Source organism: Synechococcus sp. R60.1 (assembly GCF_047461835.1).
Taxonomy (GTDB): domain Bacteria; phylum Cyanobacteriota; class Cyanobacteriia; order Thermostichales; family Thermostichaceae; genus Thermostichus.
Genome location: NZ_JANSIA010000013.1, coordinates 7,299 through 28,811, shown reverse-complemented (window position 1 = coordinate 28,811; position 21,513 = coordinate 7,299). Strand labels below are relative to the sequence as shown.

20 protein-coding genes are annotated in these 21,513 nt (G+C 58.5%); 10 read left to right on the top strand and 10 right to left on the bottom strand.

The features are described from left to right. Window positions 1-17: 17 nt before the first annotated feature. Entirely contained in the window at window positions 18-695 is a 678-nt protein-coding gene (gene purQ / locus NW834_RS03470; RefSeq protein WP_414418810.1) for a phosphoribosylformylglycinamidine synthase subunit PurQ, read from the bottom strand. 115 nt (window positions 696-810) lie between these two features. Next, on the bottom strand, window positions 811-1,068 hold the full coding sequence (gene purS, locus NW834_RS03465; RefSeq protein ID WP_011431952.1) for a phosphoribosylformylglycinamidine synthase subunit PurS: 258 nt from the start codon (window positions 1,066-1,068) through the stop codon (window positions 811-813). Window positions 1,069-1,130: 62 nt separating this feature from the next. On the opposite strand from purS, the gene NW834_RS03460 reads away from it, so the two are divergent. Both NW834_RS03460 and NW834_RS03455 read left to right on the top strand, forming a co-directional pair. Continuing rightward, window positions 1,131-1,904 carry an ABC transporter permease gene (locus tag NW834_RS03460; protein WP_414330211.1) on the top strand — a complete coding sequence of 258 codons (774 nt, stop codon included), beginning with the start codon at window positions 1,131-1,133 and terminating at the stop codon, window positions 1,902-1,904. A 26-nt stretch (window positions 1,905-1,930) separates the two neighbouring features. Further along, entirely contained in the window at window positions 1,931-2,659 is a 729-nt protein-coding gene (locus tag NW834_RS03455; protein WP_414418809.1) for a 2-phosphosulfolactate phosphatase family protein, read from the top strand. Between the two features lie 117 nt (window positions 2,660-2,776). Here NW834_RS03455 and NW834_RS03450 read toward each other — a convergent pair whose 3' ends face one another. Further along, window positions 2,777-3,061 (bottom strand): hypothetical protein, encoded by a 285-nt coding sequence (locus NW834_RS03450; protein WP_011431955.1) that lies wholly within the window; start codon window positions 3,059-3,061, stop codon window positions 2,777-2,779. A 229-nt stretch (window positions 3,062-3,290) separates the two neighbouring features. Here NW834_RS03450 and argC point away from each other — a divergent pair, with 229 nt between their 5' ends. The 4 genes from argC to NW834_RS03430 all read left to right on the top strand — a co-directional run bounded on the left by argC (window position 3,291) and on the right by NW834_RS03430 (window position 8,676). Beyond that, a complete protein-coding gene (gene argC / locus NW834_RS03445) occupies window positions 3,291-4,397 on the top strand; it encodes an N-acetyl-gamma-glutamyl-phosphate reductase (protein WP_011431956.1) in 1,107 nt (368 codons plus the stop codon). 38 nt (window positions 4,398-4,435) lie between these two features. After that, complete coding sequence (locus tag NW834_RS03440) at window positions 4,436-5,866, top strand: hypothetical protein (RefSeq protein WP_414418808.1); 1,431 nt, start codon at window positions 4,436-4,438, stop codon at window positions 5,864-5,866. Between the two features lie 298 nt (window positions 5,867-6,164). Further along, on the top strand, window positions 6,165-7,607 hold the full coding sequence (gene murD / locus NW834_RS03435) for a UDP-N-acetylmuramoyl-L-alanine--D-glutamate ligase (RefSeq protein ID WP_414418807.1): 1,443 nt from the start codon (window positions 6,165-6,167) through the stop codon (window positions 7,605-7,607). Then, on the top strand, window positions 7,552-8,676 hold the full coding sequence (locus tag NW834_RS03430) for an FtsW/RodA/SpoVE family cell cycle protein (RefSeq protein ID WP_414418806.1): 1,125 nt from the start codon (window positions 7,552-7,554) through the stop codon (window positions 8,674-8,676). The genes murD and NW834_RS03430 overlap by 56 nt, the downstream gene beginning before the upstream one ends. Window positions 8,677-8,824: 148 nt before the next feature. On the opposite strand, the gene NW834_RS03425 is transcribed toward NW834_RS03430, so the two are convergent. Together NW834_RS03425 and NW834_RS03420 are read right to left on the bottom strand one after the other, a co-directional pair. Next, window positions 8,825-9,019, bottom strand: coding sequence for a hypothetical protein (locus NW834_RS03425; RefSeq protein ID WP_414329461.1), 195 nt, complete (start codon window positions 9,017-9,019; stop codon window positions 8,825-8,827). Window positions 9,020-9,134: 115 nt separating this feature from the next. Beyond that, entirely contained in the window at window positions 9,135-9,746 is a 612-nt protein-coding gene (locus tag NW834_RS03420; protein WP_414399395.1) for a hypothetical protein, read from the bottom strand. 331 nt (window positions 9,747-10,077) lie between these two features. Between NW834_RS03420 and NW834_RS03415 the strand changes: the two genes are divergently transcribed. Beyond that, on the top strand, window positions 10,078-10,257 hold the full coding sequence (locus NW834_RS03415; protein ID WP_011431964.1) for a hypothetical protein: 180 nt from the start codon (window positions 10,078-10,080) through the stop codon (window positions 10,255-10,257). 204 nt (window positions 10,258-10,461) lie between these two features. Here NW834_RS03415 and NW834_RS03410 read toward each other — a convergent pair whose 3' ends face one another. Next, window positions 10,462-12,048 carry an NAD(P)H-quinone oxidoreductase subunit 4 gene (locus NW834_RS03410; protein ID WP_414418805.1) on the bottom strand — a complete coding sequence of 529 codons (1,587 nt, stop codon included), beginning with the start codon at window positions 12,046-12,048 and terminating at the stop codon, window positions 10,462-10,464. A gap of 253 nt (window positions 12,049-12,301) precedes the next feature. Next, complete coding sequence (gene pdhA / locus NW834_RS03405) at window positions 12,302-13,303, bottom strand: pyruvate dehydrogenase (acetyl-transferring) E1 component subunit alpha (RefSeq protein ID WP_414329458.1); 1,002 nt, start codon at window positions 13,301-13,303, stop codon at window positions 12,302-12,304. Between the two features lie 326 nt (window positions 13,304-13,629). Here pdhA and NW834_RS03400 point away from each other — a divergent pair, with 326 nt between their 5' ends. Further along, complete coding sequence (locus NW834_RS03400) at window positions 13,630-14,442, top strand: phosphatidate cytidylyltransferase (RefSeq protein ID WP_414389933.1); 813 nt, start codon at window positions 13,630-13,632, stop codon at window positions 14,440-14,442. Window positions 14,443-14,502: 60 nt separating this feature from the next. Here NW834_RS03400 and NW834_RS03395 read toward each other — a convergent pair whose 3' ends face one another. Next, complete coding sequence (locus NW834_RS03395) at window positions 14,503-15,072, bottom strand: hypothetical protein (protein ID WP_414418804.1); 570 nt, start codon at window positions 15,070-15,072, stop codon at window positions 14,503-14,505. A gap of 166 nt (window positions 15,073-15,238) precedes the next feature. On the opposite strand from NW834_RS03395, the gene NW834_RS03390 reads away from it, so the two are divergent. Both NW834_RS03390 and NW834_RS03385 read left to right on the top strand, forming a co-directional pair. Beyond that, a complete protein-coding gene (locus NW834_RS03390; protein ID WP_414418803.1) occupies window positions 15,239-17,977 on the top strand; it encodes a valine--tRNA ligase in 2,739 nt (912 codons plus the stop codon). A 246-nt stretch (window positions 17,978-18,223) separates the two neighbouring features. Continuing rightward, window positions 18,224-18,547 (top strand): RNA recognition motif domain-containing protein, encoded by a 324-nt coding sequence (locus tag NW834_RS03385; protein WP_011431969.1) that lies wholly within the window; start codon window positions 18,224-18,226, stop codon window positions 18,545-18,547. 205 nt (window positions 18,548-18,752) lie between these two features. Here the strand turns inward: NW834_RS03385 and cobN are convergent, their stop codons facing one another. Further along, window positions 18,753-20,969: a cobaltochelatase subunit CobN gene (gene cobN, locus NW834_RS03380; RefSeq protein ID WP_414418802.1), complete on the bottom strand. Its 2,217-nt coding sequence runs from the start codon at window positions 20,967-20,969 to the stop codon at window positions 18,753-18,755. Beyond that, complete coding sequence (locus NW834_RS03375) at window positions 20,957-21,199, bottom strand: hypothetical protein (RefSeq protein WP_414418801.1); 243 nt, start codon at window positions 21,197-21,199, stop codon at window positions 20,957-20,959. The genes cobN and NW834_RS03375 overlap by 13 nt, the downstream gene beginning before the upstream one ends. Window positions 21,200-21,513: the final 314 nt, after the last annotated feature.

Below are 21,513 nucleotides of genomic sequence, written 5' to 3'. Positions count from 1 at the left end.
GTTCTCCTGGAGAAGAGTTAGGCGGCGAAGCTGCGCAAAATCGACTGCCAAAAGGGGATCCCATCCTGCCCTGGCAAATCAGGATCTGCTGCCCGCTCGGGGTGGGGCATCAAACCCAAGATCCGACCGCTGGGATCGCAAATGCCGGCGATGTTGTCCACAGAGCCGTTGGGCGCAACCGGAGCATAGCGAAAGACGATCTGCCCTTGATCCTGCAATTGCTTGAGGGTATCCGGGTCGCAGGTATAGCGGCCTTCCCCATGGGCGATGGGCAGGGTTAGGGTGGATCCCTGGGGATACGCGCTTGTCCAGGGAAGATCCTGCCGTTCTATACGGATCCCCACTCGGTCGCAGATAAAGTGCAGGTTGGCATTGCGCACCAGCGCCCCCGGCAGCAGGCCCGCCTCTGTCAAGATCTGAAAGCCATTGCAGATGCCCAGCACATAGCCCCCTCGCGCCGCGTGCTCCTTCAGGGATCCCATCACCGGAGCAAAACGAGCGATGGCCCCACAACGCAAATAATCCCCATAGCTGAAGCCCCCCGGCAGCACCACCACATCCAGCTCCGACAAATCCGTCTCTCGGTGCCAGATCAGCCGCGTTGGGCAGCCCAAGAGGCCGCGGGTTACCCAGGCTACATCTCGGTCGCAGTTGGAACCCGGAAAAACAACAACGCCAAACCTCACGCCAGCCATTGGGATCCCTTAAGTGAGAGGAAAGAAGATGGTCAGATTAGAGGGATGGAAGAGGGGTTGGGGGTATTTTTGGAATGGCCATCAGATCAACCCCAAATCGCGTGAACCCATCAAATTAACCACCGATGGCAGCCACTTGGATTTGATAAGTCTCAATCACCGGGTTGGCCAGCAGTTGATGGCACAGCTCATCCACCTGGCGGTGGGCGGTCTCGGCGTCGGGGGCCTCTAGCTGCAGTTGGATATGCTTGCCAATGCGCACCTGCTGTACCTGGGTATGCCCCAGCTGATGCAAGCTGGACTGAACCGCAGCCCCGGCGGGATCGAGAACAGAGGGGCGTAGGTGAATCTGAATCTGGGCCTGGAACTGCATAGAATAAAGGCTGGATCTGTTACCAGTGTACCAGTCGAATCATCACAGCTTTGGGTTCAGCCATGGATGCGTCGCGCGTGGTGGCCATTGCCCACAACGTTTTCCGGGAAACGATTCGGGATCGGATTCTCTACCTGGTGATGGTATTTGCGGTGGCCATGCTGGGAGCCACTGTTTTGATCCCGCAGGTGGCCAACCAGGCCCACAACAAAATCATTGCCGACCTGGGGTTGGCAGCCATTCACTTCTTCGGCCTGATCGTGGCCATTTTCGTGGGCACAGGGCTGGTGAATAAGGAGATTGAAAAACGCACGGTGTATGTGCTGATCGCCAAACCCATGAGCCGGGCAGAGTTCATTGTCGGCAAGCATCTGGGCCTATCGGCGCTGCTGTCGGTGCTGGTGCTGCTGATGACGGTTGTGTTTCTGCTGAGCTTGCTGCTGGTGCAGGCCCCGATCCCCCTTTTGGCCATTCTCTGGGCGACGGTCTTCACTTTCTTGGAGCTGGTGCTGATCGTTGCCGCAGCCCTACTGTTCGGGGTTTTCACTTCCTCGATTCTGGCCACCCTCTACACCATTGCCCTGTTCCTGATGGGCCATGCCAGCCGCGCCCTGCTGCAACTGAGCAAGCTGGTGAAAGATGCCGGATTTGGCAAACTGTTTGAGGTGATTTATTTGATCCTGCCGGATTTGGAGCGCCTCAATTTGAGAGATGCTGCGGTTTACGGCCAAGTTCCGCCCCCAGCAGAACTTCTCGGAGATGCACTGTACGGCTTGGTTTACACCCTTTTGCTGCTGATTCTGGCGGTGTTGGTGTTCGCCCGGCGTGAGTTCTGACGTTTTCGATCCTTACCCCTTGCTCCATGCGTTTTTTCCACTTCCATACGCCTGAACAGGTGCCTTCATCCGGGATCCCGGAGTGTGCGGTGGCCATTGATGTGCTGCGGGCCACCACCACCATTGCCACAGCGCTGGCAGCAGGAGCAGAAGCGGTACAGGTGTTTGCCCACCTGCAGCAGCTCCAAGAGGCAAGCCAAAACTGGCCGGCTTCCCAGCGGCTTTTGGCCGGGGAACGGGGGGGTAAAGCGGTGGCGGGGTTTGATCTGGGCAACTCCCCCCTCGACTACACTCCCGACCGCGTGCGGGACAAGCGCATCTTCCTGAGCACCACCAACGGCACGCGCAGCCTACAGCGCCTGGAAGGGATCCCAGTGGTGATTACAGCAGCCCTGGTGAACTTGGGAGCCGTGGTGGACTTTCTCAGACGGGGATCCTTTGCGGAGGTGTGGCTGGTGGGATCCGGGTGGGAAGGGGCCTTTTCGCTGGAAGATACTGCCTGTGCCGGAGCCATCTTGCATCGCTTGGGCTGCTCTTTGAACCAGTTGGGCAACGACGAGGCGGTGGCGGCCTTGGCCCTCTACCAAACTTGGCAGGACGATCTGCTGGGTTTGTTGCGGCGCTCTAGCCACGGGCAACGGTTGTTGGGGCTGGGGCCGGAAAACGATCAGGATCTGGCCTATTGTGCCGATCTGGATCGTCTCTCGGTGGTGCCCCGACAGGTTCAGCCAGGGGTTTTGGCCAGTGGCGGGTAGATTCTGGACAGGTGGAGCGACCTGTGGATCCCACCACCCTCTGAGCTGGAAGTAGGCGGCCATTGTCAGCATGGGCTGGATCTCAACAGGCGGGGCGCGGGCTTGGGGATCCTTTCGCTAACCTGCTTGTGCCGTGTCGGGGGCAATGCCCAACGCTTTCTGGTGCAGCCACGCCTGCCATTCCCCTGGGATCAGCTTGTTGTTAAACGCATCGCCAGAAACAAACATATCCCGCTGATTCTGGGCCAACACAAAAATGGAGCGGCGATCGAAATGGGAAGTGAGCTTGTAGAGGGTGTAGGGGCCTTCTGAGTAGAGGGTCAGAGTTTCCTGATCCAGGCCATGGCGGCTGCTTTGGCCGTAGGCCCGCAAGACCATGTTGATCAATCGCTCATAGTGCATAGACCGTAGATTAGAAAGCTACACAGAACATAGACAGATATTACGGAAGCCGCTGCCAAGGCCCGAGCGGCTCAGGTGAACCCAGCATAACAAATCCCCCTGGATGGCCACGCAACGCTAACGCGAATGAAAACGCGAATGGACAAGATGCAGCGTCAAATGGGGTAAGAAAATGCGATAGAACTTAGGGCAGACCCTCATGTAACCCTCTTGCACAGGCAGCCCCCCCATGGCCAACATGGCGCCCCGCCCACCCCACCCCACAGAGCCTGTCCGCATTGGCATTGTCGGCGCTTCCGGCTACGGAGGGGTACAGTTGGTGCGGTTACTGAGCGAGCATCCCGGCGTGCAGATCACCTACCTGGCCGGGCAAGACAGCGCCGGCAAGCGCTACGGGGATCTCTATCCCCAGTTGGCCCAGGCGGTGGATCTGACCGTTCAGCCGGTAGAGGTGGATCGCATTGCCGCCAACAGCGATGTGGTGTTTTTGTCTCTCCCCAATGGGCTGGCTGCCGAGCTGGCCCCGCCCTTGCTGGCCAAAGGGTGCAAAGTCTTAGATCTGTCGGCGGATTACCGCTTTCGCAACCTGGCCACCTACCAATCTTGGTACCGCATGGGTCAGACGGATCCCAACTGGCCCAGCCCTGCCTATCGCCAGGCCAATGAGCAGGCGGTCTATGGGTTGCCGGAACTTTACCGCGAGGCGATTGCCCAAGCCCAACTGGTAGGCTGTCCCGGCTGCTATCCCACTGCCTCATTGTTGGCGGTTGCTCCTCTGCTGCGGCAGGGGTTGGTGGAGCTGGACAGCCTCATTTTCGATGCCAAATCCGGCGTTTCGGGGGCAGGTCGTACCCCCAAGGTGGGATCCCTGTTTGCCGAAGTGGACGGCTCTCTGGCAGCCTATGGAGTGGCCCAGCACCGCCATACGCCCGAGATCGAGCAAGCTTGCACCGACCTGACCCACACCCCCATCACCGTGCAATTTACGCCTCATCTGGTGCCCATGGTGCGGGGGATCCACGTCACGTTGTATGCCACTCTGCGGGATCCCGGCTTTGTGGGGGAAGATTTGCTCACCATTTACAATGCTTTCTATCGCCAATCTCCTTGGGTGAAGGTGCTGCCGCGGGGGGTTTACCCGCAAACCAAATGGGTCTCCGGCACCAACACCTGCATGATCGGGGTGGAGGTGGACAGCCGCACCAACCGCGTTATTGTCCTGTCGGTGATCGACAACCTGATGAAAGGGCAAGCAGGGCAGGCGGTGCAGTGTCTCAACTTGATGATGGGATGGCCGGAAACGTTGGGTTTGCCTCGGCTGGCGTTTTACCCCTAGCTATAATGCCCGTGATCCCCTTGAAGCGGATTCTGTCCATGTCTGAACCTCTGGATCCCCCTTTCCATTCCGAGCCCCAAAATGCCTCGCCCAGCTCAAAGGTTGCCTCAGATGCCGTCAATGGCGCTGCTGAGGGCCTGAACTGGGAGGAGCTGTGGCGGCAGCTGGAAGCGGGCTGGCAGGATCTACCCCGTCGCTCCGAAGAGACGGTGCAACAGACCCTGGCTCGCCTGCAACTGGAGTGGGGCGGGCTGTGCCGAGAGGCGCGGGATCGGCTGCAAAGCACTCTGGAACAGTCGAGAACGGCGGGATCCCCAGAGCCCATCCACCGAGAGCTGCAAGCGCTCTTGCCCCTGCTTAACCCCTGCCAATGGGAAGTGGTCATTGGCTCTTTGCGGCAGGCTGCGGATCGCGCCTGGGTGGCCAGCTTGCTGTATCACGGCTTACAGGAACCGGCCCATCCAGATGGGATCCCTTCTTGGGCTCGGACGCTGACCTCTGACCAACGCTCTGCTCTGGAGGCGATGAGTGCCCGTGCCTATGGCAACAGCCGCCTGCCTTTGGTGATGGACAAAAGCGGCCAGATTCAAGTAAAGGCCTCAGCCGCCTTGTTGGCCGCCTTGATCGCCATCGAGATCGGCAGTGTGGGTTCGGCAGGTGCCTTGTCCTTGCTGGGCACACCGGAGCTGCGCAAGCTCTTGAATGCCGAGGGCAAGCTGCGGCGAACCGGCTTAAAACAGGGACGAACTGCCCTCACAGAAGAAGAATGGCAAACGCTGCGCCGTTGGCTGGATCCCAAGGGATCTCCTCCCGACTGGTATCTCAATCTCACTCAAGTGGGGATCCAGACCACCCAAGTGGGGGACTATGCGGCACGGCGGCTGCGGGAGTTTTTCCAGAGTGAGTGGATTAAGCTCGTGATCCCCCCCTTGTATCACCTGGTCATCGATGCAGTGCGGCTGCTGACGGGAGAAGTGTTTCTCAGTGTGGGCACCACCCTGGAATCGGCTTTGGAATCGGCAGAGGCAGAGCGGCGACTGGAGTTGGTGCTGCAAGCCTTGCCCCAGGCGCGGAACATTCCCAGACCCAACCAGATCCAGGCTGCCATCCCTGCTGTGGTGGAAGCTGCCGAGAAAATCCTCAGACCCCTGCTGGCCCGCCAGTTGATGACCGTGGCGGACATCTTCGATCCGCCCATTCGCAACGAGAGCCTAAATGAATTGGGGCGGCAGCTCAACCTCTGGAACCCCTTCCAGTTTTTGCTCACCTGGAGCACGGCCGGCTGGCTGGAGGCCCTTCTGGATCAGATCAGCGAGTTGCAGCAGACCTACCCAGAAATGCCCCTGTGGGAGAGCTATCGCCAGGGCCTTGAAACGGCAGTGCAAGCTCCACGGGTAATGGAGCAGGCGGAGGCTCTGCGTCTGACTGCCAAGAGTCTGGATCCCAAGTTGGATCCTTTGGAAGATTGAACTGATGATGCATAGGAAAGAAAATTTCCTACAGCATCCACAAAGTGAGGCTGGCAGGCTAGGTGGAATCCTTTCTACGCCAAAGACAAATCTGCACGGGTTGTAGAGGGTGGCCGGCGGACTGGTCTCCAGCCTATTCCCAAGTTAGCCATCCAGGCGGCTAGGAAAACTCCATCCACTCCACCAACTGGTTACCCCCATAAGCAAGGGGAGTGTCGAACAAAAACATGCGGGTCAAGGACGTGACCGGTAAGATCCAAGCAGGGATCCCCAAATAAAGAAAGAAGTAGAAACCAACGTGCAACATCAAGTTTTGGGGTTAGGCATTGCGGGGCTGGCGGCAGCGCGGCTGTTGCGGGCCCAGGGCTATGAAGTGCTGGTTTGGGATGAGCAAGATTCCCCTCTTCTCAGACAGCGGCAGGCTGAGCTCAATCAAGAAGGGATCCCGGTTCGGCTGGGGCAGCCTTTTCAACTGGCCGAAGGGGTGAAGCAGGTGGTGGTCAGTCCAGGTATTGCTTGGGATCACCCGCTGCTGCAGGAGGTGCGTCAACAGGGAATCCCGGTGGTGGGGGAGGCGGAGCTGGCCTGGATCTATCTTGACCACCTACCCTGGGTGGGGATCACCGGCACCAACGGCAAAAGCACCACCACAGCTCTGGTGGCGGAGATGTTCAAGGCGGCGGGGCTGCAAGGGATCCCCTGCGGCAACATTGGCCTGCCCCTGTCGCAAGTGGCTTTGGCAACGCTCCAGGGAAAGCTCAAGCCGGATTGGATCGTGGCGGAGCTGAGCAGCTACCAGTTGGAGGCCAGTAGCCGCCTCATGAGCAGCACTCCTGGAGGGCCGCCGCGCATTGGGGTGTGGACCACCTTCACTCCCGATCACCTAGAACGGCATGGGACGCTGGAGCGCTATGCCAGCTTTAAGGCTCGCCTTTTGGATCGGGCCCAGTGGCGGGTGCTCAACGGCGAGGATCCCTACCTGTGCTGCCGCCGGCAGGACTGGGAAAATACCTATTGGACTTCCCTTGTTGCTACCCAAGGCTGTTGTGACCGGGATCCCACCGCAACCGTTGACCTGCGGGAAAACCGCCTCTACATCCAGGGGGAGATGGTGGCGGAGCTGGAGGACTTTGCAGAACGCTGCCCTGGCCAACACAATCTGCAAAACCTGCTCTTGGCGGCAGCAGCAGCACGTCTGGCCGGGATCCCCAACGCTGCCATTCAAAAAGCCATCCGATCTTTTGCCGGCATGCCCCATCGGCTGGAGCGGGTGGCGCAAATCCAGGTGGGATCCACCCCTATCCGCTTTGTCAACGACAGCAAGGCCACCAACTACGAGGCCGGCTGGGTGGCGCTCAACGCCCTTTCCCCACCCATTATTCTGATTGCCGGAGGAAGGGCCAAGCAGGGGGATCCCAGTGCCTGGCTGCAGTTGATTCGGGCCAAGGTGGCCCGCGTGGTGCTGATGGGGGAGTCTGCCCCAGCCCTGGCGGAGGCCCTCCAGGGGATCCACTATACTGACGTTGAGCTGGTGCCAACCCTAGATGTAGCGGTGGAAAGAGCCTTTGCAGCGGCTTGTTCCCTTTCGCGTCAAGCTCAGAGCTTGGGGAAGCCCGCTCAACCCATCACCATTTTGCTGTCCCCCGCCTGTGCCAGTTTTGACCAGTACTCCAGCTTTGAACACCGTGGCAACCATTTCCGAGCCTGCTGCCAAGCCCTCCAGGGATCCCTGGAATGCTGAGGCTCGCTGGCTGCGCTGGCTCACCTTGATCTGGCTGGTGCTGGGGCTGCTGATGCTGTTTTCTGCTTCCTACCCGGTGGCTCAGCGGATCACCGGCGATGGCCTCTACTTTTTCAAGCGGCAATTGCTCTGGGCCGGGCTGGGTCTGGGCTGTTTCTGGGCTCTGGTGCAGATCCCGCTGCGGCGCTGGTTCCCCTGGGCCGGGATCCTCTGCTTGGTGGGAGTTGGCCTGGTGTGGGCCACCCAGGTGCCGGGGTTGGGGGTTTCCCGCCTGGAAGCCAGCCGCTGGCTGGATTTGAAGGTGATCCCTGTTATCCAGCCTTCAGAATTGCTCAAGCCCCTGTTGGTGTTGCAGGGATCCTGGATCTTTGGCCGCTGGTTTCACCATCCTCCCTGGTTCCGCATCCTCTGGGTGGTTATCTTCGCCTTTGCGCTCTTGGGGATCCTCGCCCAGCCCAACCTGGGCACCACGGCCATCTGCGGCCTTACCCTCTGGGTCATGGCTTGGACTGCCGGGATCCCAGCTTTCACCCTTTTGGTTACAGCGGGGCTGGGGATTCTGGCGGCTGTGGTGAGCATTCTCAGCAAAGATTACCAACGACGGCGCATCTTGGCTTTTTTGGATCCCTGGGGTAACGCCCAAGGGGATGGCTACCAGCTGGTGCAAAGCCTGTTGGCCATTGGCTCCGGCGGCCTGTGGGGCAAGGGATATGGCCTCTCCCAGCAAAAGCTGTTCTACCTGCCCATCCAATACACCGACTTCATCTTCTCGGTGTATGCAGAAGAGTTTGGCTTGGCCGGATCCCTGTTCTTTCTGGGGTTGCTGACCTTCTACACTCTGCTGGGCTGGCGGGTGATGGGGCGCTGTCGGGAGTTGACCATTCGCTTAGTAGCCTGCGGCTGCCTGATGTTTCTGGTGGGGCAGTCGCTGATGAACATCGGCGTGGTCACCGGGGTTCTGCCCACCACAGGTGTGCCCCTGCCTTTGTTCAGTCATGGCGGCAGCTCTATTCTGGCAGGGCTGATCACAGCAGGATTGTTGGTGCGGGCAGCCCGCGAAGCAGGGTAAAGTAAGGCTGCATGTTGCCAACCCAGCAAAGGGATCCTTTCACGCAAGCAGCAAACCCAGAGGGCCAGGGATCCCTATTGGATTGGTTAGTCTCTGCTTTAGAGCGGCTTCTTATGCAGCAAAACCAAAGCTGAAGTTGAAACCGAGCCTAGATCCAGCCCATTTCATCCAAAACGAGGGTAGACACCGTCGCGCAACAGGCCACCAACAGCGACACATAAGCCGGCTGACCGTGGGCAATGCAAACACCGGCTGCCACCGAAGCGCCCGTAGCAGCGGAAAAGGTGCGACCTGCCCAATTGCCTTTGGAGGGTTTGTCAGAAGGATTGAATTTGTTAAACATTTTTACAGCAGAAAGAGGATACAAAAGGAATAAACTTCATTAGGAAACGGCCTCAGATTATCACCCCCCGACCTGACTCAAGAAGGATCCAAGGCCATTCTCAATATTTCTTCGCTTAGGCTTCAATCTTTCGTAAAATTGCGCTGAGATGCTCATAATCATCCCGCAACAGAGAGCTCAACTGCCGACCTGCCTGTAAAAGCCAGTTGCGATCTCGGTTCAGGATTCGGTAAGTCTGGCGGATCACGGCAGCCACCAGCTCATCGGTTGGGATCCCGTTAACCTGTAGCAGGGTGCGCAAAAACTCGAAAGAGCGGCAAAATTCCCTCACTTCCGTATCGGAGCAGAGATAAACCGGCTGGTGAATCTGGGGAGGCCGTGGCGGCAAGTACTGGTAGACTCGTCCCCCGCTGACAAAGCCGACAATGGCCGCGCGGAAATCGGTGCGCAACATGGCAAAAATTTGGGGCTGTTGCTCCCGCAGCTCCTGAGGGGAGAGGCCCAAAGCCCTGGCGCGGTGGACGGTGTCGATGGGGGCGATGGCGGCATAGCAAACCACCCCGTAGATTAGGTTGCCGGTCTCTTCGTCTTGGGAGCGCGTCCAACTGCCGAGAGCAGGCATGGGTGGGAAGGTCAGGCGTTCCGGCTCGAAGCACTGGGCCACAAAGGTTGTGGTGTCGGCCTCCACTACTTCTCCAAAAGCAGAGGCAGGCTGGGGGGCTCTCATCGGGATCTCAGACTTCTCAAGGGTTGCTGCTGCAAAGGCCGACGGAGGGAGACAGAGGAGTCAGGAGAAAATGGAATTTTTCCAGGTTTTAAGACTTGTGAAGATAGGGGCATCCCCTTGCCCAACATTTTGCCCCTTTTGCAACGTTTTGTCCGATCCCCGGACGGCAAATCGGCAACTCAACGGCCTATGAGATCCTCATTGCTAAGAAAGTTAGCCGACTCTGGGGATCCCTGCGTAATATATTTTTTCACACGCTCCCGTGCAAATTCGCCATCCTGAGTATTAGCCGTTCTAAGTATTGAGCAGTTGGCGAGCGGAGGGAGAAACAATGAATGCTCAGCAACGCGGCCAAATCATCGCTTCTGAGTGGATGATCGACAGCCAAAACCCGGTACACTCCATTTCTCGGCTCAAGCGCCGGGCAACCTATTCCGATGTAACCCTCTGGTGGTTGGTGGTGCAGCTAAACCTGATGGAACAAAACTCTATTCATACCGATCACCGATAGAATGGACGGCGCAAGAACAATCGGCCACAAGAAAATCCCAGCCCAGGGATATCCCGGATCCCAAACCCAACCTTAAAACTTAAAAAAAACAAAAGAAGAGCTGAATGTTGAGTGGGGCTGCTCCTCAAACACCAGCTCTTCTGGACAGAGAAGAAGTAGATAGAGAAAGACCGAACAAAGGGAAGCCGAGCCCTCGACCTCCTTTCAATCCTCCAGGGGCAGAGCTGCCACCTGGGCCGGTTGCACTGGCGAGGGGAAGAAAGGCCGCTGCACGATTTCAGTTGCCAACACACTGCGCAACTGGGCAGCTACCGCCACCGTCGTGACATCGTAGGTTTGGGTAGCCAGGCGCGGGTAGAAGCCAATGCCGAGAATCGGCAACAGCAGACAGAGGGCCACCGCCATTTCTCGCGGACGCACATCCCCCAGGTAATCTTCCAAAACTAGGCCGGGATCCTGAGCCCCGTAGAACACCTGACGCAGCATGGAGAGCAAGTAAATGGGCGTCAGAATGATGCCCACTGCCGCCAGCAGGGCAATTCCAGCTTTGAAGGTCGGCGCATAGGCATCGCTGGTGGTCAAGCCCAAGAACACCGTCAGCTCACCCACAAATCCGCTCATCCCCGGCAGCGCCAGAGAGGCCAGGGATCCCGCTGTAAACAGGGCAAAAGCCTTCGGCATCTGCTTGGCCAACCCTCCCAACTTGTCGAGGGCAAGGGTGTGGGTGCGCTCGTAGGTGATCCCCGTCAGGAAGAACAGAACCGCGGCAATCAGACCGTGGGAGATCATCTGCAGCACTGCCCCATTGATGCCCAGCTCCGTGAAGGCGGAGATCCCGATCAACACAAAGCCCATGTGGGCGATGGATGAATAGGCCAAGCGCCGCTTGAGATGGTTCTGACCGAAGGCGGCCAACGCCCCGTAGATGATGTTCACCACACCCAACACCGCCAGCACCGGGGCGAAGTACACGTGGGCTTCCGACAACATGCCCACATTCATGCGGATCAGGCCATAGCCACCCATCTTGAGCAGAACCCCCGCCAAGATCATGGAAATGGGAGCAGAGGCTTCGCTGTGGGCATCCGGCAGCCAGGTGTGCAGCGGGAAAATCGGCAGCTTCACCCCAAAGGCGATCAGCAAAGCCGCATAGGCCAACAGCTCCAAGGCCACCGGGTAAGACTTAGCGCTCAGCTCTGCCATCTCCAGGCTGAAGCCCTCGCCGTAGAAGGCCATCGCCAGGGATCCCACCAGGATAAAAATAGAGGCGGCAGCGGTGTAGAGGATGAACTTGGTGGCGGCGTACTGGCGCTTCGGCCCACCCCAGATGGAGATGAGCAGATAGACCGGCACCAGCTCGATCTCCCACATCAGGAAGAATAGAAGCATGTCCTGCGCCAGAAACACGCCCACCTGGGCACCGTACATCAGCAGCAGCAAGAAGAAAAACAAACGCGGCTTATGGGTGAGATTCCAAGCCGCCACAATCGACAGGGTCGTGATCAAACCGGACAGCAATACCAGCGGCAAGGACAGGCCGTCCACCGCCAGCGACCAGTGGAATCCAATTTGGGGCACCCAGGCGTAGCGCTCCGCCAGTTGCAGAGAAAAGTCCTGCAGGTCATAGTGCCGCGCAAAGACATAGGCCATCAGGCCCAAATCAAAAGCCCCCACAGCGAGGGCATACCAACGCACCCAACGGCTCTGGGGGATCAAGGGGATCCCAAAGGCTGCCAGCAGAGGCAAGAGCACCAGCACCGACAGCCAGGGAAACTCAAGAGGATTGCTCATGACCAGGAATAAATACTCATGCTCGATACCTCAATGATATGAAGCTGTGTAAACAAATGGGAAGCGATATTTACAAAAAAATCTGCGCAATAGCGCAGATCTCGAGAAAGTTTCTCTGATGCCGATCCTCGAGGATCCTCAAGGGATCCGGCGCGATAGCGCTCCGCCAGGTGGATGGGCCACCCGAGTTGGCCAGGGATCCTCCGGCCAAGCAAGATCTCGGCTCCTGAACTCCCCCGATACCTGGGGGGGTCTACTCGTCTTCGGCAAAGACAAAACGGTGCAGCTCGTCCAGGGTTGGCTCTGGGCTTTCCAGAGCAAAAAGAACCGCGTCCTCAATCACGGCGCTGACCTCCGCGTGGATGGCTTGGAAGTCTGCCTCGGTCATTAGGTTGTGCTCCAGGGCATAGCGTTCCAGTTGCTTGATGGGATCCCGCTGCCGCCAGAACTCTTTTTCCTCAGGACTGCGCAGCTCGTCAGGGTCGGCAAGGGAATGGCCCCGGAAACGATAGGTGATGCACTCCAGCAAGGTGGGGCCTTCTCCGGCACGGGCGCGGGCGATGGCCTGTTGGGCGGCCTCTCGCACTGCTAGCACATCCATCCCATCCACCTGGTAGCCGGGCATGCCAAAAGCCGGGCCTTTGCGGTAAATATCGGTGTCGGAAGTGGCGCGTTCATGGGCCATGCCAATAGCCCAGAAGTTATTTTCCACCACATAGACGATGGGCAACTTCCAGAGGGCGGCCATGTTGAGGCACTCGTAAAACTGGCCGTTGTTGCAGGCTCCATCCCCGAAGAAGCAGGCGGTTACCTGGTCGGTGCCCCGATATTTGGCAGAAAAAGCAGCCCCCGTCGCCACTGGGATCCCTTCGGCCACAAAGGCATAGCCCCCCAAGAAATTGTGCTCCGCCGAGAAGAGGTGCATGGAACCACCCCGACCCTTGCTGCAGCCGGTGGCCTTGCCGAACAACTCTGCCATGACCGCCCGCGGCGGGATCCCGGTGCTGAGGGCATGCACATGATCGCGGTAGGTGCTGCACACGTAGTCGGTGGGCTTGAGCGCCTTGATCACCCCCGTAGAGACGGCCTCTTGGCCGTTGTACAGATGCACAAAGCCGAACATCTTGCCCTTGTAGTACATTTCGGCGCACTTGTCTTCAAACAGGCGGCCCAGCACCATGTCTTCATAAAGAAGACGAGCCTCTTCGGCAGAAATGCGAGCAGTTGTGGAGCGCGAAGTAAGTTCTTGAACCATGCTGCGGTGCAACGAATCAGAGGTATCTTAGGCGGTCAGCAGTGAGCTTTGCGGTTTGCCCATTATCTCATGCTCCAGTCTGTCTGCCACCTTACCTGGAAATCCCATCCTGCAGGGCCGAAAGCGGTTGTTTCGAGGCCAAGGGAGTTAAACTGAAAGGCTAGGGCAAGAGGCGTTTCCATTGCAGCAGCCGCATCAGGACTCCGTCCCGCAAACGCGAATCTTGAACACCAGAGGGGGGGTTTCTTCTGCTCTCGGCTTGGACGTCGATCTGCTGGAGCCGGGGGCAAGAGGTATTTGGCCAGCCAACGTGACGGGGTGCGCCCATGGGAGCCCGTTGGGTTAGCGGTTTTGCGGCGGTGTTGTTTGCGTTGGCGGTCACCCTGCTAGGGGGCTGGTATTTTACTGCAGCCATTGGGCTAATCATTTTTTTGGCCCAGTTGGAGTTTTTTCGCTTGGTGCAAGCCAAAGGCAATGCGCCGGCCATGCGCACCACCATGTTTTCCAGCCAGGTGCTGGTGATTTTGCAGCAGGTCAAGCCGGAATGGACCAGCCCTGCTTTTATTGTGGCGGGATCCATCATCTGTTTTTATTTGCTCTTTAAGCCCAAGGTGGCCACCATTGCCGATATTGCCACCTCAATTTTGGGACTGTTTTACTGTGCTCTGCTGCCCAGTTTTTGGATTCGGGTCAGGGCTTTGTCTTTATCCAAGGGCATTGGCGAAGGGCTATGGATTACGCTGCTGGCCATTGGCTGCGTGATCGCTGCCGATGTGGGGGCCTACCTGTGTGGTCGGGCCTTTGGGCGCACCAAGCTCTCCATCCTCAGCCCGAAGAAAACGGTGGAAGGGGCGGTAGCCGGGATTGCCGCCAGCATGACCCTTGCGGTGGTTGGAGCCTATTACCTGGGCTGGCCGTGGAGCTGGTTGAGTGGGGGCATTCTGGGGTTTTTGATTGGGTTAACCAGCCTGCTGGGAGATCTCACAGAATCTCTGATGAAACGGGATGCAGGGGTGAAAGATTCCGGGGATCTGATCCCGGGCCACGGTGGCATCTTGGATCGGGGAGACAGCTATGTGTTCACCGCGCCACTGGTGTTTTACTTCATGGAATGGCTCAACGCTTACTCTGGGCTCTAGAGCCATCTCGTAAGCCTGCCAAAACCCAAGAACGCACACCAGTTACAAGTGGAGGAGTCCTCAATTCAAAATGGCTTGGCAGTCGGGACTCTCTAAAAACACCTCTCGCGAAATGGAGTCTCCGAAGTATCCCAGAGGCGTGACCACTATTATTGGCTGCTTCAGGCGAAACTCAGTCTCGTCGTAAACCACCAGTTGGCTGATACCGAAAATGGGATCTGCCGCCACCTCGAGAATACGGGCCTTCCGCTGGATAACTTGGGGGGTCTCTACCTCCAGTTCAGAAGGGGTCAGGGGGCGATCCAAACCGAAGAATAGCCGTCCACTTCGACCCACATAAATCTTCTCTGAGTCATCGAACTTCTCTGTACCCACAAAGCAAAAGCTATAGTTGATGTACGGGATAAAATACAAGCCTACCAACTGGGATTGGTTATCGGACTGAGAGTAGGTGTAGGAACCAAAACTCAAGCAAGCCTCAAAACCTGCCAAAGAGTCTGGATGAGCTACCCCCTGACAAATCAGGATGTCACCATCTAAGCTCTCCTGGTCCTGTTGCGCCAAGGCAGGGATCCCAGGGGATAGAGCCATCAGAGCCATCAGGACCGTTGCCGTCAATGATCTGGACATAACGCAGTACCCAAACGCTGAGGACAGCAGTACCCTAGCTCGAAATCCCTCTCTGGCTGTGTGATCGGGGTCAAGACCAACGGGCCACTCTACCCCGAAGGGCAAGGGGTTAGACTGCTACTCTATAAAGTGATTTATCCTTCTCAGCCGTTGGCCTATTCTCCCCATGACTGCTGCAATTTCCTCTGTCAACCTGCCCAGCCAGTACAACCCCTTCGAGACCGAGCCGAAGTGGCAGCGCTTTTGGGAGGAGAAGGGCTTTTACGTGGCGGATCCCAAGGCGCCGGGAGAGGCCTTTAGCATGGTGCTGCCCCCGCCCAATGTGACGGGCAACCTGCACATGGGCCATGCTTTTGCCTTTACCCTGCCGGATGTGGTGACGCGCTACAAGCGCATGCGCGGCTACAACGTGCTCTGGCTGCCCGGCACAGACCATGCCAGCATCGCCGTGCACACCATCCTGGAAAACCAACTGCGCCAAGAGGGCAAGACCCGCTTCGATCTGGGCCGCGAGGCTTTTCTGGAGCGAGCTTGGGCTTGGAAGGAGCAGTCGCAGGGAGCTATCAAGAGCCAATTGCGGCGGCTGGGTCTCTCGCTGGACTGGACGCGGGATCGCTTTACCCTCGACGAGGGGCTGAGCCGGGCGGTAACCGAGGCGTTTGTGCGGCTATACGAGGCGGGGTTGATTTACCGGGGCGAGTATTTGGTGAACTGGTGCCCGGCCACCCAGTCGGCGGTGTCAGACATTGAGCTAGACGACAAAGAGGTCAAGGGCCACCTGTGGCATTTTCGCTATCCCTTGGCCGAGGATCCCAGCCAGTATCTGGTGGTGGCCACCACTCGGCCCGAGACCATGCTGGGGGATACGGCGGTGGCGGTGAACCCCCAAGACGAGCGCTATTGCCATCTCATCGGCCAGTTCATTCGCCTGCCCATTAAAAATCGCCTCATCCCCATCATTGCGGATGAGTATGTGGATCCCTCCTTTGGCTCCGGGTGTGTGAAAATTACCCCGGCCCACGACCCCAACGACTTTGAAATCGGCAAACGGCACCAATTGCCCTTCATCAACATCCTCAATAAAGACGGCACCCTCAACGAAAACGGGGATCCTTTCACCGGCCTAGATCGCTTTGTGGCCCGAGAAAAGGTGGTGCAGTGGTTTGCCGAACATGGCCTGCTGGAGAAGGTGGAGGACTACACCCACACCGTTCCCCACAGCGACCGCGGCGGCGTGCCCATCGAGCCTTTGCTTTCCATTCAGTGGTTTTGCGATGTCTCGGGGATGGGGGCTCGCTGTTTGGAAGAGGAATACCAACGAAATAGCCCCCGCTTTATCCCTGAGCGCTGGACCAAAGTCTACACGGGCTGGCTGGAAAAGCTGCGCCCCTGGTGCATTTCTCGGCAGTTGTGGTGGGGCCATCAGATCCCAGCTTGGTATCCAGTCCTCAATGGCCAGCTTCTCGAGGATCCCCAAGCTTTTGTGGTGGCCCGCAACGGCGAGGAAGCGCTGCTCAAGGCACGGGAAAAGTTTGGCCCAGAAGTTGAGCGGGTGGAACAGGATCCCGATGTGCTGGATACCTGGTTTAGCTCTGCTCTGTGGCCCTTTTCAACCCTGGGCTGGCCGGAAGAGACCGAGGATTTCAAACGCTACTATCCCAACTCCCTGATGTCCACGGGCTTTGACATCATTTTCTTCTGGGTGGCCCGCATGGCCATGATGGGATCCCAATTTACCGGCCAGATTCCCTTCAAAGACGTGTACATCAATGGCCTGGTGCGGGATGAGCACGGGGCGAAAATGTCCAAAACCAAGGGAAATGGCATCGATCCCCTGGAGCTGCTGGACAAATACGGCACCGACGCCCTGCGCTATGCCCTGGTCAAGGAGGTGGTGGGGGCAGGGCAGGATATCCGCCTGGCCTACGACCGCAAGACGGGGGAGAGCGCCAGCGTGGAGGCCGCCCGCAACTTTGCCAATAAGATCTGGAACGCCTCCCGCTTTGTGCTCATCAACTTGGAGGGACAGACCCCCGCCCAGCTGGGATCCCCTGCCCCCGAAGCGCTGGAGCTGGCCGATCGCTGGATCCTGTCGCGGCTGCACTCCACAGCCACCCAAGTCATCGCCGAGCTGGAAGCCTATGGCCTGGGCGAGGGGGCGCGCCTGCTCTACTCTCTCATTTGGGATGACTTTTGCGACTGGTACATCGAGCTGGTCAAGCCCCGGCTGCGGGGAGAAGACCTGGCTTCCAAACGCGCAGCGCAGCAGGTGCTGGCCACCGTTTTGGAAACCATTCTCAAGCTGCTGCACCCCTGGATGCCCCACATCACCGAGGAGATCTGGCAGCTGCTCACCCAGGCCAACCAAACCACCTCTATCTCCGTGCAGCCCTATCCCACCCCAGATCCCAGTTGGATCGACCCTCAACTGGAGCGGGAGTTTGGCTTGGTGATCCAAACCATTACCAGCCTGCGCAACCTGCGGGCAGAAACCGGCCTCAAGCCCCATCAGACCATCAGGGCCCTTTTGCTCACTACCGATCCCGCCGAGCAGCGGATCCTGACGGCTGCCCAAGCTTATATCCGGGATCTGGTTAAGGCCGAGGCTTTGGAGATTACGGGATCCCTGGCCACGGAGCCCAAACAGGTGGCGGCTGCAGTGGTGGGCACGGTGCAGGTGCTGATGCCCTTGGCAGGACTGGTGGATGTGGAAGCGCTGCGGGCCAAGCTGCAAAAAGACCTGGCCAAGCTGGAAAAAGAGGCCCAAGGGATCCGCGCTCGCCTAGAGAACCCCAATTTTCTCAACCGGGCCAACCCTGAAGTGGTGCAAGCCAGTCAGGAGCAACTGGCGGAGCTGGAAGCCCAGATGAGATTGCTGGGATCCAGGCTGGAGAAGCTGGGCTGAGGTGGCGTCAGCGCAGGTAGGGCAGCGGAGTGTTTGGGCCGGGCCAGTTGGGGTGTGAAGGCAATGTCCCCAGAATTTCGCGAAATCGAAGTGGTGAACCCCTGCTTCTGTGTTAGGATAGAAGCTGAGATTGTTATCGGTTGTAGTGCTCGTTTCTTCTGGTCTTGACGGATTTTCACGTTTTGTATTGGCAGACGGCTCTCCGAACATCTCACCCTTTGTTACTCTCTCTTTCGGAGATCGTCTATGTCGATTTATGTTGGCAACCTTTCCTTTAAGGTGACAGAAGCGGATTTGACCGCTGTTTTTGCTGAGTACGGTTCTGTGAAGCGGGTGCAGATCCCCACTGACCGTGAGACAGGCCGCATTCGGGGCTTCGGGTTTGTGGAAATGAGCTCTGAAGCAGAGGAGCAAGCCGCCATTGCTGCTCTGGACGGGGCAGAATGGATGGGGCGCGACCTCAAGGTGAACAAAGCTCGCCCGCGAGAAGAACGCCCCACCTCAGGTTTCCGCTCTGGTAACGCGAACAGTGGCGGCGAGCGGCGGCGGAGTTTTCAATCTCGCTATTGAAACGCCCGCTAGGGCTTCCCGGTAGCTGGCCAGGGGGCACCTAGGCGCGAGCCGGTCTTGGGCTACGATTCCGGGATCCAGCTGTTTCTCTAGCCTGCTTCCATTGTTCCAACAGGGGAGTTGATGAGGGATCCCGATCAACTCCTCTTACTCTTAAGATTCTTCCTTGCTCCCTGAGAGAGGAAAATAAAACGCTTGGCTTGGGTTACGGCGAGTTCGGGGATCCCTCTGGCCAGGGATCCGTTAGATCGGCGGTCAAGGGATCCCAGTCCCATCCCCAATCGCGGGCAATGGCCTGAGTAATCCCCAGTTGCCCGTGGCCAGGGTAGCGGGCCAGGGCTACCACCAGATCAACAAGCTGCTCACCGGCAGGGATCCGGCCAAAGATGTGCAGCCCATCGCGAATCTGAGATTCTTTTAGCTCGCAAAGATAGCCATCCAGGCGATTCCAATCTTCTTCTTTTTCCAGGTTGAACTGTTGGTCTAGATGCTCTGCTCGAACCAGCTCCTGAATCTGGGCGCGAATCAGGGGACAACGACTGGGATCCAACTGTTGGGCCTGCACGTACTCATCCATCAGCCGTTCCAAATCCGCCAGGGGGCCGTACAGCTCGGCGCGGGTAAGGGGCGGGGTGAGGTGGTCGATAATCACTGCCTGGGCTCGCCGCTTGGCCTGGGATCCCTCTCCCGGATCGTTGACAATGAAGGGGTAGAAGTGGGGCAGCGGCCCCAGGGCCATCTCCGGGTAGCAGGTGGCGGAAAGGGCGGATCCCTTGCCGGGCAGCCATTCCAGGTTGCCGTGCTTGCCCACATGCACCACCGCTTGAACGGCGAAGACCTGCCGCAACCACAGGTAAAAAGCCAGGTACTCATGGGGGGGCACCAGATCCGGGGCATGGTAGTTCAAGGACGGATCCCGGTCGTAGCCTCGCGGGGGCTGAATGCCTACAAACACCTGCCCTAACTGCAGTCCCACCACGGGAATATCTCGAGAGGGCGGATCCCCCCACTGCCGGACGAGGTCGGTCTGGATGGGCTCAGGCAAGCGGGCAAACCACTCTCGATAAAGGGCAGCAGAAAGGCATTGCCGAGCCGGGCGCAGGGATCCCAAGGGGTCGTAGGTCTGGCCTTCGGTTAGCCAATGGATGAGTTCATCTCCAGTCTGGGGCAGGGGATCTACTGAGTAGCCAGCTCCCGCCAAAGCTTTGAGAATTTCCACACAACTGGCAGAGGTATCCAGACCCACCCCATTGGCCAGTCGCCCGTCCCGACTGGGGTAGTTGGCCAGGATCAAAGCCAGTCGCCGCTGGGAAGGGGGGGTACGCCGCAATTTCACCCAGTTGGCCGCCAAATCGGCTACAAACTCCACCCGATCCGGCACAGTCGCATAGGCCACCACCTCCGTTTGCAAGTGGGGATCCCGCTGTTGAACCGCCTTGAAGGAAACGGCGCGGCTGATGATGCGCCCATCCACCTCCGGCAAAGCCACATTCATGGCCAGATCCCGCGCTCCCAGTCCTCGCGTGGAGTCCTCCCAGCTCTGGCGGGATCCACCGCTGAGGATTACCTGCAAAACAGGCACATCCAACTCCTGCCACAGCCTCACGTCGGGCTGGTGGCTGTCCAACCGCGCCAGAGAAAAGCTGGTGGTGTTGAGCAACAGGTCAATCTGGCTGCCAAAGTGATCCCGAATGGCCTGGGGCAAGTCGGGATCTTGAAGGCTGTAGGTGTAAAGGCACAGAGTCTGCAGCCCCCGCTCCACCAAGGCTTTTGCCAATTGATCCACCGGCTCTGTATTCCCCGCCAGAACATGGGCCCGGTAGAGTAAAATCCCCACCTTGGGAGCTTGGGGATCCGTCGGCGAGGCTACGGGAGGTTGGTAGATCCCAAGACGAGGCAACCCTTGTGGATCCGGCGCCGAATATTGGCCCCCCAGAAACTCCCTAGCCAGAAACAGCAGACAGGCAGCCACATTCTCCGCTCCCCCCTCCAGCCAGTACCGCCACACCCGATCCGCCACCGCCAGAGGCACAGTGGAATGGCTTACCAAATCCCAGTCCGGGCGATCGTCCCCAGGAATGACGATTAGGGTGGATCCCTCCTCGGCTGCCACCTGCTTGGCCACCTCCAGGCCATAGCTCCAGTAGGCCCTTCCCCCCAACAGGCGAAGGAGCACCACCTGCGCCCGCCGCAGCACCCTCTCGGCATAGTCATCCAGGCTTAGGGGCTGTTGCAACTGCAGCAGATTAGCTGCCCGTATGGCCGGAAAGTCTTGGGGCAAAAGACGGATGGCCGCGCTCAAAGCCGTCAGGTCCGTATCGGCTGCCGAGAGAACAACAATGGGAGCAGGATCCTGCTCCAGGAAAATGACGCCGGATTGGGAAGGATCCCATCCCCCTGGCAAAGCAGCTATTCGGTGCATGGCCGCTCTCCCAAGGGAAGGAAGCTCAGGCTTAGCGACTGTACTTGAAGCACAGAAGCACCCCAGCTCCCAGCGCTCAACTGGTCAGGAAGGGCTCCCGTAGTGGTTCCCGCTACCCAAGCATTGCCCTGTCCAAAGTGCTCCGCACCGCTGGCGCGAAAGTGCTCCGCACCGCTGGCGCGAAAGTGCTCCGCACCGCTGGCGCGATCGACAGCAATAGAGTCAGCCACCTCATTCGCAGGAGTTCCGAACTGGCGAGCCCACTCGATTGAATGCGAACCGTAGGCTCTCAGAAGAATTGAACTGGCAAAAAAAGTTAAAGCACTTGCGAAAACTACCCTGCCCACCCTTTTTTTCATATCCTTCAAGTCCCCCCTTGCCGACTAGGGCAGCACCGCCTAGAGCCTAGCATGGGGCAGCTTTCTGCTGGCTACTGGGGTGTTGAGCTGCCGCAGAGGGATCCCGCCCTGGCAAAGCCTCAGCCTAACGAGCGTATTTGAGTACCAAGACATCTTTCATGCCCGCAAGGACTCCGTCCCGCTGA